This window comes from Acidobacteriota bacterium (assembly GCA_019347945.1).
GTDB lineage: Bacteria > Acidobacteriota > Thermoanaerobaculia > Gp7-AA8 > JAHWKK01 > JAHWKK01.
On sequence record JAHWKK010000045.1, the window covers coordinates 1 to 9097 of the forward strand.

The window sequence follows — 9097 nt, forward strand, 5'->3', positions numbered from 1 at the left end:
ATATCAATGGCAATATGGTTCACGGCTGGTCTCCTCTTCTGGGCTTCGAGCCCGTCTAACGTGGGATGCACGATCAAATCGTGACATCGTTCGAGGGGACCGGCCTACTCATCGTCTCTGGGCGGGGATCGTGGATAGGTTGCGAAAGGGCATCACGCGGATTCACGACCCGCCCGGATACTGTCGCCCGCTGAGGCGGGCTCGACATTGAGGGTGCCGCGTCCCTGTCCCCCGGCTGAAGCCGGGGGACGTGATCTGGCGCCGCCTTACGGCGGCTCTGTCAGCTGCGTCAGATTCTCGCGCCTGAACGATCAGCCGGTCGTGTTCGATTCTGTCGCCGGCCCGCGGTGGCGAAACCACGCGACGATCGCGTCATTGCCAGCCCGCAAGGGCGACAGAACGTCGACCACTCTCAAAGATGTTGCATCTCGCGAGATCTCCACTTCGCAACAGCCCGCTCTGCGGGCGAAAGAACTTAGCCCCCGGCTTCAGCCGGGGGTTAGAGAGCCGTCTCAGAGAATGTCGAGCCCGCTTCAGCGGGCGACAGATTTTCGCCGCGCGGCTCAGACCCGGTCGCGAAGCTTCGTCACGCCGGCCTTCTCCGCGCAATGGTCGCAGCAGAAGTACCGGCCGTCTTTTTCCAGCCCGTGACCGATGATGCGCGTGGAGCACACCTCACATTCCGGCGCCAGCGCCTGGATGGCACATTCGAAACAGTCGAAGGTGTGCGTCTCACCATTGTGGGTCGTGACCGTGAAACTCTTGTCGTAGCGGTTGCCGCAGTTGGTGCAGGTTTTGTCCATGATGAACCGAACTGCGTCGTGCGAGCGCTATGCCACGGCAGCGATCCGATTCAGGCGAGGCAGGTGAGAGTTTCGGTGTGTGGCCCCCATTCACAGAGAGGGTAGAGCGAGCTCTCGAAGCGCTCGGTGTAGTTCGCGTTGCGATGCTGATACTCCGCCTCGTGGTCGACGAAGGACGCGAACAGTGTGTAAGTGTTGCCGTCGGCGTGCTGAAAAGCCCGGTAGTCCGTGCCGGGCTCGATCATGCGAAGGTTTCGAAGAAATGTCAGAAGGATCCGCTCCGCCTCGACATTACGATTCGCCTTAACCCGGTACTGGATCGTTCTGGTCAATCGCTCACCCCCTTCTCACAATTCAATACGCCGGAAACCCGCTTCGGTTTCGTCCCTCCGACGATTTTTGGGGCCCGCGAATGTATGATTGAAGCCGTCCACGTCCAGGGAGACCAACCGAGTGCGTAAATTCATTCTGATTCTGCTCGCGATTGTCGCGGGCGGCCACTCTTCAGCCGCGGAGAGCGACCTCCGGCGGGAAGGAGCCGTCGTGGCGGCCGCCGGTGTCGTTTCGGATTACCTCGATCGCGGACCCGCCGCAATCAGCGAGAGGCTCTCCGAATCATCGCCGCTTCGGGAGCGAGCCGATATCGAGCAATGGATCGAGCTGGTTCTCGGTCCCGCGCGCGACTCGACCTGGGTTCTCGAAACGGCCGACGAGACGACCGAAGTCGCCTTCTGGGTTACCTACGGCTCCGGCATCGACGAGCTCGTGACATTCAGCATGGTCGAGGCTGGTGGGCAGTGGCTCGTCGACGACGTGACCAACACGACATTCTCAGCCTCGGCCGATCCGGTCGTGAGCGAGTCCGTTCCTGTCGCCGATTCCGAAGGTCCGATCCGGACATCCTGGATTCCACCGGCCGCCGGCCTCATCGGCCTCATGGTCGTCGGGCTGTCATTCCGGATGAAGAAAGCAAAGTGGATTGCCATCGCTGCGGGATTGCTGATCATCGGCGGAGCAGCGGCCCTCTTCGCCGTGAGCCAGAAGCGCTCCGATCGCGCTGCTGAAGTGGTTGCCGCGAGCGAAGCGACCCTCGACGAGCTGCTCCGGTACCGGCGGGCGCTGGCGGCCGGGAACGAAGAGATGTCGGTGCCCGCGGGCAGGCCGGCGGCGTTGTGGGGCGCCCAGGTCGCGCTTCTTCGGATGGACGAGACGAAAGCGAATGAGCTTCTCGGTTCGATCGATTCCAGCGAGAGCGATCTTCGCGCAGCGCTGCTGGAGGGACGGGCGGCGGCGGCGATGGATGATCCGGTGGGCGCCATGCTGGCCTACGATCGGGCGCTCCGAATCCGGCCCCGGTCCGACAGCGTCCGGATGGAGGTCGCGCGGACCGCTCTGATCTTCGGGTTCGACGACCGGGCACGGGCGAGCCTTCTCGAGCTCGAGCGTCTCGGCACGGATCATCCCGCCCCGCATTACTTCCTGGCGATCCTGGGAGAGGTCGATTCGGACAATGACGTGGAGGCGGCGGAAGCGCGCTTCCTGACGGGAATGCGACTCGAGCCGTCCAGCCGGCAGACTCTTCTCTCGTTCCCCTACTTCTCGCATATGTTCCGCCGGCCGAAGGTCGCGCTCGAGGTTCGGCTTCCGAGCGTCAACGAGCCGGTCCGCAACTTCGTGGGGCCAGCAAAGTCGCCGATCGCAATGCCCACCGGATGGCGTGCAACGCGCTCGGGTGAGGCACTGCTTCTCGACGGCCCTGATGACGCGACGGTGCAGTTGTGGGGGATGGCGCCGCACGCACCGGAGGGGACGGTCGTGGTCGATGCGCTCACGTGGGAACAGATGGAGCGGAACCGCGTCCTCTCGGCGATCGATCAGCTCCGGGAAACGGCGGCGAGCCCGGCCGGGTGGCTGCAGCCCGCTCAGCGAGACCGGCTGGCAACAGCGGTCGAGGCCCTCGACGAGCGAAACCGGTGGAACGATGTGGACCTGCTGACCAGGACACTCCCCGAAGATCTCGAACGGGTACCGACGCAGGTGGTGATCGCGCGCTCGAATGCTCTGCAACGGCTCGACCGCAGCTCCGAGGCGACCTCGTTCACCGCGACAGCCGCGATCAGCGAGCTGAGACGCCCGAGTCCCGACCCGCGCCGGCTCTACGAGCTCGGCGAGATGATGGGCGAGCTCGGACGCTACGACATCGCGATCCGTCTCCTCGAGCGTGCCGACGTTCTCCGCGACGACGTCGACCTCGGTGATCGCATCCGCCAGCTCTCACTGCTCAGCCGGCTCGAGGAAAGCTATCAGGTGCATCGCACTCCCCACTTCGAGATTCGCTATCCGCCCGACGCCGTCGAGACCCGCGCACAGAAGGTCGGCGACATTCTCGAAAAGGAGCTGGCGCGCGTCTCCGCGAAGCTCGGGGTCGAGCCCTTCGAGCACTGCACGGTCAATCTGCTCAAGTGGAGCGAGTTCCGGAGTCTCTTCACCCACAGCGTTCCGATCCTCGGTTTTTACGACGGGGAGATCACGCTGCCGCTCGCCGAGGTCCCGATCTTCCCTCCGGAGATCGTCGGGCTCATGACCCACGAGCTGACGCATGCGATCGTGGCGGACGCCACCGGAGACAAGGCTCCGCGGTGGTTCCAGGAGGGGATGGCCCAGCGGATGGAGATGGGACCCGCGGGGAACGCGTTCAACCGTTACGACGACGACGGGATGCTGGCGATCTCGCTGCTCGACCCTGCCATCGGCGGGTCGGGAGATCCTCAGATGATCCGGCAGGGTTACGTCATCTCGCAGACGCTCGTCCGCTATCTCGAGTCGCTCGACCGTCGCACCTGGAAGCGGATGCTCGATGCATTCGGGGAGGGGATGTCGACGAGCGAAGCGCTCGAATCGATCTATGGGAAGCCGGAAGCCGAGCTCGATTCCGACTTCCGCGAGTGGGGACGAGCGAAATCGAGGCTCTTTCTCGACGATGAGATGGTTCGCTACGACCAGGCGGACATCTCGGACTGGATCCGGTTCTCAGAAGAGTGAAGAGTGAAGAGTGAAAAGAAAGGCGAAACCGCCGGAGCCGGTATCATTCGCCGGCAACCGGCAACCGGCAACCGGCAACCGGCAACCGGCAACCGGCAACCGGCAACCGGCGACGGCCTCAATCCTGGCGGCCTTCGATGGCGGCGAGGAGGATCGCGGCGGCGATTCCAAGTCGCCGGTCGAGGCGGCGCATCGTGTCGGGGGAAAAGTCGACGTCGAGTTTGTAGACGAACGGGTTGAACCTCTGAGTCATCGTCGCAACCTCGGCGCCGTTCATCGTCATGTGGTATTTCTGTGGAATGAGGCTTCCACCCGCGCGGCGCACGATCGCGAGCAGCGCGCTGTCCTCCCGGATGACGGCAACCGGTTTTTCTGCCGGGTCCATGATGATCCATTCGTCGCGGAGGATCGATCGCAGACCCTTCCGCTGAATGCAGCCGACGCGTTCCCGCGTCTGGCCGTCGACGACGTCGTAGATCGTCGAGATGTCGGCCCAGGTCCGTGCCGAGATGGTCAGCAGCTCGCTCTGCATCTGCTCGGAAGCGTAGAGGCGGATGTCCTCCTTCAGCTTGAAGGCCTTCATCTCGGAGTAGAGGACCAGATTGCCGGAGCCGTCGTAGATGTGGAACGCGCCTCCGAAGAGTTTCAGGACCTTTCGGCGAAGGAGGTACTTGGTGTGTTGTGACCAGAGATCGTTCATTTGTGAGCTCGCGCGTCTCGAGAAAAGGGACAACTCCTGCGATTCGTGGGCTTAAGCATACCGCAGGTGCACGTCTTCGCTGGAGTGCGCGAGGTCGGGCTAGGGATCTGGATCTTCCCGGCTTCCGTCAGGATCACGCTCCCTGATCCCAATCGAACATGACCGGCCGATCGTTTCAGCCGCGCTCGAACCGGACGCAGCTGAAAGGAGCCGCCGAAAGGCGGCGCCAGATCATAGCCCCCGGCTTCAGCCGGGGGACAGGAATGTGGCACGCTCAAAAGTCGAGCCCGCTTCAGCGGGCGACAGAATCGAACACGACCGGCTGATCGTTTCAGGGGCGCTCGAATCGGAAGCAGCTGACGGAGCCCGAAAGGCGGCGCCAGATCCCAGCCCCCGGCTTCAGCGAGGATCTGTCGCCCGCTGAAGCGGGCTCGACATTCTCTGTGACCGCTCTCCAACCCCCGGCTGAAGCCGGGGGCTAAGTTCTTTCGCCCGCAGAAGCGCTCTGCCGTGACGGTTTACTTAGCCGGCGTGATGCTCGTGACTTCCTGTGTGATGTTGTTGGCCGTGGTGACGAAGGCGTAGATCGGATACGTTCTCCCGGTGCTGGCGTCGGGCTCCGGAGAGAGGATCTCGAGACGGAGGCTGTCCTGCCCGGCCAGCGTCGGAAAGATCTCCGTAAGATCGTAGATCTCTCGCCGGGGAATCGAGGTTCTGTCCTCCAGCTCGACAGGCGTCTCGGCGAGCAGCGCGCTCGCTCGGTCATAGGCGCGAACGACGGTGATGAGCGCTCCGCGACCGGGTCCGGGGCCGTTGAACGAGTAGATTCGAAGCGCGCTTCGAGAATTCTCGTCCAGCGGCACATCGAGCAGATCGATCACAAGCCTGTAGTCGTCGTCTCCTCGCAACACGGGAAGCTCCACGCCTCGCGATCGATTGGCTCGTGAAACGTCGAAGGCGCGCAGCTGGAAGACGAGCGCTGAGCCATCTTTGATAGTGAGCACGACGCCGAGACCGGAGTATCCGACGCGTTTGGTTTCGCCCGGCGCGATTTCGGTCCGGGAAGGGCACAAGAGCTGACAGTCGAACCCTACCGTCTCCACGGTGTTGCCGCCGTTATAGGCGAGGAGGGACGTCATCCAGAGTGAGCCGTGGGCCCCGGGCTGCGGGTCGGGCCGGAGAATGGGAAACATGACGGTTTCTGCGGCGTGCGCCGGGACGACCGCGAAGCTCAGCGCGAGACAGAACAGGACAGTTCCGGCTTTCATAGGAAGATTCCCCTTTTCGGTTGCAGTGATCAATGCGGGATGGCTATTGATTAACCTAGGATGAAACGGCATATTTGTAAAGTCGCTGCTGGACGGTTTCTCTGAATACACGCCACTTGGTCATCTTCAATTTTATTGTGAAAAAAGGCGCAACCTCCATGGCGACGCGGGCGACAGAACCGGACACGACCGGCTGATGATTTCAGGCGCGCTCCGCTTCCGTCAGATCCCGCTCTGGTCCTCCCCTGATCCCTGACCCCTGATCCCTGCTCCCTGCTTTTTCCCTGATCCCTGACCCCTGGTCCCTGATCCCTGCCCCATTTGTGTGCGACGATTGCATTGCAGGAGGGCCGTCATGCGAGCGATGTGGAAGGGTGTCATCCGGATGAAGGACCTCGAGGTTCCGGTCAAGCTCTACTCGGGAGTCGAGGACAAGGCGGTGCGATTCCGATTGCTCCACGCGAAGGACCTCTCTCCCGTGGAGCAGAAGATGGTCAATCCGGCTACCGGGAAGGAGGTCGAGTACTCCGACATCTGGCGCGGCTACGAGGTCCGGCCCGGCGTGTTCGTCATGCTGAAGGATGAGGAGCTGAAACAGCTCGAGCCGGAACCATCGCGCGACATCGAGGTCTCGAGCTTCGGCGCCCCAGAGCTGATCGACCATCGGTGGTACGAGCGTCCTTACTTTCTCGGACCCGACGAGAGCGACGAGGTCTATCAGCAGCTGCATCAGGCGCTGCTCGACGCCGGGGTCGAGGGTCTCGTTCACTGGACGATGCGGAACAAGGCCTATGTCGGGGCTCTTCGCGCCACGGACGAGGGTCTCGTGATCATGACTCTTCGGAACACGAACGAGGTCGTCCTGGCGAAGGATCTCCCGAGACCCGAAGGGCGGGAGCTCGACAAGAAGGAGCGGGAGATGGCGCAACTCCTCATCGACTCGCTCGCGACCGAGCTCGACATGTCGGAATGGCAGGACATGTACCGGAAGCGGGTCCTCGAGCTTATCGAGACCAAGGCGGCCGGAGGCGAGGTCAAGGTGAAGAAGTTCCGCGCGAAGAAGACCGACGACGATTCCCTCACGAAAGCGCTCGAAGCCAGCCTCGCGAAGATGAGAAAGAAGGCCTGACGCGATGCCGAAGGGGGAGGACAAGGGGAAAGAGAAGGGCGCGCGCTCGAGAGCGTTCTGGTCGGGAACGATCTCGTTCGGGCTTGTGAGCGTTCCGGTGGAGTTCTACCCGGCGAACGTCTCGAACCCGGTGGGGCTTCGGATGCTCGCTCCCGACGGCACCCCGCTCGAGCGGAGGTATTACTGCACGAAGGACGGCGATCACGTCTCCTGGAACGAGCTGACCCGCGGGTACGAGCTCGATGGCGAGATCGTCGAGGTCACCGAGGAGGAGCTCGAGGCTGTCGAGCCGGCGAAATCGCGCGACATCGATCTGAGGAACTTCGTTCCCCGGAAGGAGCTCGACCCGATGTTCTTTCGCCGTGCCTACTACCTCGCGCCCGCCGGCCAGTCGGTCAAGGCATACCGGCTGCTCGTCGAGGCGATGGAAGCTTCCGATCGCGCCGGCATCGCAACGTTCGTCATGCGCGGCAAGGAGTACCTCGTCGCGATCATCTCGGAAGACGGCCTGCTCCGCGCCGAGACGCTTCGATTCGAGGACGAGATCCGGAAGATCACCGACGTCGGATTGCCGGAGGGGAAGCCGAAGAAGACCGAGGTGAAAAAGTTCGACAAGGCGATCCGCGATCTGACCGCGAAGAAGCTCGACCTCGACCAGCTCCACGATGACTGGTCGCTGAAAGTGCGGGAGTACGTCACCGCCAAATTCGAGGAGGGAGAGGATGTCGTCGAGTCGTCGGTGAAGGCGCGTTCGGACGACGAAGAAGGGGGCGAGCTCATCGATCTGATGGAAGCGCTCCGCCGCAGTCTCGGAGATGCCGGCAAGAACGCGAAAAAGCCGAAGCGCGCGGCGAAAAAGAAGAGCACACCGACGGTGAAGGCGAGTCTGTCGAAGCTCTCGAAGTCGGAGCTGTACGAGAAGGCGCAGGAGCTCGACATCGCAGGCCGTAGCTCGATGAGCAAGAAAGAGCTGGCCGAGGCGATTGCGGAAGAGTGAAGAGTGAAGAGTGCGGAAGAGTGAAGAGTGAAGAGTGAAGAGTGAAGAGTGAAGAGTGAAGAGTGAAGAGTGAAGAGTGAAGAGTGAAGAGTGAAGAGTGAAGAGTGAAGAGTGAAGAGTGAAGAGTGAAGAGAAAAACCTCCTCCCGTTGATGATTTGATCGCGCGCGCTTTGTTCTCGAGGCCAACCTCAAGCGGTCATTGATTCACGAGATCCAGGAAGCGCGACCAGATCTTCTCCGCGTCGTACGAGCGGAGCACGCGCACCGGACGGGTACCTTCCCCGAAGCTGACGTGCGTATTCGGCCGGATCGTCGCGACCGTATCCTCCATTTCGTACAGCTCGGGGGAGACGAGGTACATCGCCGCAATGAGATCGCAGACGCGGAAGCTCGGTCGCCACTTCACGAAAAAGCCTCGAACGAGCCATCGCCAGGATCCGCGGCCCAGAAGATTGCCGATCTCACCGGTGAAGCTCCGAATACGGGAGAAGGAGATTCGGAGCGATTCGAGGCGATCGAGTGGAAAGAATGTCAGCGGAGCTCCCGAATCGAAGATGCGGAGCGTCGCCTCCCGGTCCTTCGTCAGATTGAACTCGTGCGGATGCCACGGAGGCCAGCGGCCTCGTGACGACGCGTTCGCTCCGACCACGACCATCTCTCGCCAGGGAAGGTGTGCGGTCCTGACGAGATTGGTGAGCGGTCCGAGCGCGAGGATCGTCGTTGCCGGAGGGTGGAAGGATGACAGATGAGCGGCGGCTTCGGTCTCGTTCTCTCCGGCACGCGCGGCTCCTCGCAAAACCGGAATGTCGAGACCCAATGCCTTCAGAAGACGCGTGGTGTTCTCGAAGGATCGCCGCTCGGACGTGTTGCCGAACACCGTACCGATGGCATTGATCGGGAGATCGCCGCGAAGCGCAGCGACGAGCGCGTACGCGTCATCGACATCCCCGAGAGGGGAGCCGAGCGCGTTGTCCGTATCGATGTAGACCGTCTCACTCTTCACTCTTCACTCTTCACTCTTCTTCTTCACTCTTCACTCTTCACTCTTCACTCTTCACTCTTCACTCTTCACTCTTCACTCTTCACTCTTCACTCTTCACTCTTCACTCTTCACTCTTCACTCTTCACTCTTCACTCTTCACTCTTCACTCTTCACT

The 9097-nt window shown here is 62.0% G+C and carries 8 protein-coding genes; 3 read left to right on the plus strand and 5 right to left on the minus strand.

Annotation, left to right across the window (positions count from 1 at the left end; all coding sequences use genetic code 11):
- Positions 1-563: 563 nt before the first annotated feature.
- Together KY459_16450 and KY459_16455 are read right to left on the minus strand one after the other, a co-directional pair.
- Positions 564-803 carry a hypothetical protein gene (locus KY459_16450; protein ID MBW3566298.1) on the minus strand — a complete coding sequence of 80 codons (240 nt, stop codon included), beginning with the start codon at positions 801-803 and terminating at the stop codon, positions 564-566.
- A 50-nt stretch (positions 804-853) separates the two neighbouring features.
- A complete protein-coding gene (locus KY459_16455; protein MBW3566299.1) occupies positions 854-1135 on the minus strand; it encodes a hypothetical protein in 282 nt (93 codons plus the stop codon).
- 121 nt (positions 1136-1256) lie between these two features.
- Here KY459_16455 and KY459_16460 point away from each other — a divergent pair, with 121 nt between their 5' ends.
- The gene (locus KY459_16460; protein MBW3566300.1) at positions 1257-3845 is read left to right on the plus strand and encodes a hypothetical protein; all 2589 of its coding nucleotides are present in this window, start codon (positions 1257-1259) and stop codon (positions 3843-3845) included.
- A 118-nt stretch (positions 3846-3963) separates the two neighbouring features.
- On the opposite strand, the gene KY459_16465 is transcribed toward KY459_16460, so the two are convergent.
- Both KY459_16465 and KY459_16470 read right to left on the minus strand, forming a co-directional pair.
- On the minus strand, positions 3964-4545 hold the full coding sequence (locus KY459_16465; GenBank protein MBW3566301.1) for a hypothetical protein: 582 nt from the start codon (positions 4543-4545) through the stop codon (positions 3964-3966).
- Positions 4546-5063: 518 nt separating this feature from the next.
- The gene (locus tag KY459_16470; protein ID MBW3566302.1) at positions 5064-5813 is read right to left on the minus strand and encodes a hypothetical protein; all 750 of its coding nucleotides are present in this window, start codon (positions 5811-5813) and stop codon (positions 5064-5066) included.
- 355 nt (positions 5814-6168) lie between these two features.
- On the opposite strand from KY459_16470, the gene KY459_16475 reads away from it, so the two are divergent.
- Together KY459_16475 and KY459_16480 are read left to right on the plus strand one after the other, a co-directional pair.
- Entirely contained in the window at positions 6169-6942 is a 774-nt protein-coding gene (locus KY459_16475; GenBank protein MBW3566303.1) for a Ku protein, read from the plus strand.
- A 4-nt stretch (positions 6943-6946) separates the two neighbouring features.
- Positions 6947-7939, plus strand: a complete 993-nt coding sequence (locus KY459_16480) for a Ku protein (GenBank protein MBW3566304.1) — start codon at positions 6947-6949, stop codon at positions 7937-7939.
- Positions 7940-8136: 197 nt separating this feature from the next.
- Here KY459_16480 and KY459_16485 read toward each other — a convergent pair whose 3' ends face one another.
- Positions 8137-8943: a nucleoside hydrolase gene (locus KY459_16485; GenBank protein ID MBW3566305.1), complete on the minus strand. Its 807-nt coding sequence runs from the start codon at positions 8941-8943 to the stop codon at positions 8137-8139.
- Positions 8944-9097 lie beyond the last annotated feature (154 nt).

What these genes read in the sequence shown, in the direction of transcription:
- KY459_16465 (MBW3566301.1), bottom strand. Translation starts at nt 4,545, where the DNA reads ATGAACGATCTCTGGTCACAACACACCAAGTACCTCCTTCGCCGAAAG.
- KY459_16450 (MBW3566298.1), bottom strand. Translation starts at nt 803, where the DNA reads ATGGACAAAACCTGCACCAACTGCGGCAACCGCTACGACAAGAGTTTC.
- KY459_16475 (MBW3566303.1), top strand. Translation starts at nt 6,169, where the DNA reads ATGCGAGCGATGTGGAAGGGTGTCATCCGGATGAAGGACCTCGAGGTT.
- KY459_16470 (MBW3566302.1), bottom strand. Translation starts at nt 5,813, where the DNA reads ATGAAAGCCGGAACTGTCCTGTTCTGTCTCGCGCTGAGCTTCGCGGTC.
- KY459_16480 (MBW3566304.1), top strand. Translation starts at nt 6,947, where the DNA reads ATGCCGAAGGGGGAGGACAAGGGGAAAGAGAAGGGCGCGCGCTCGAGA.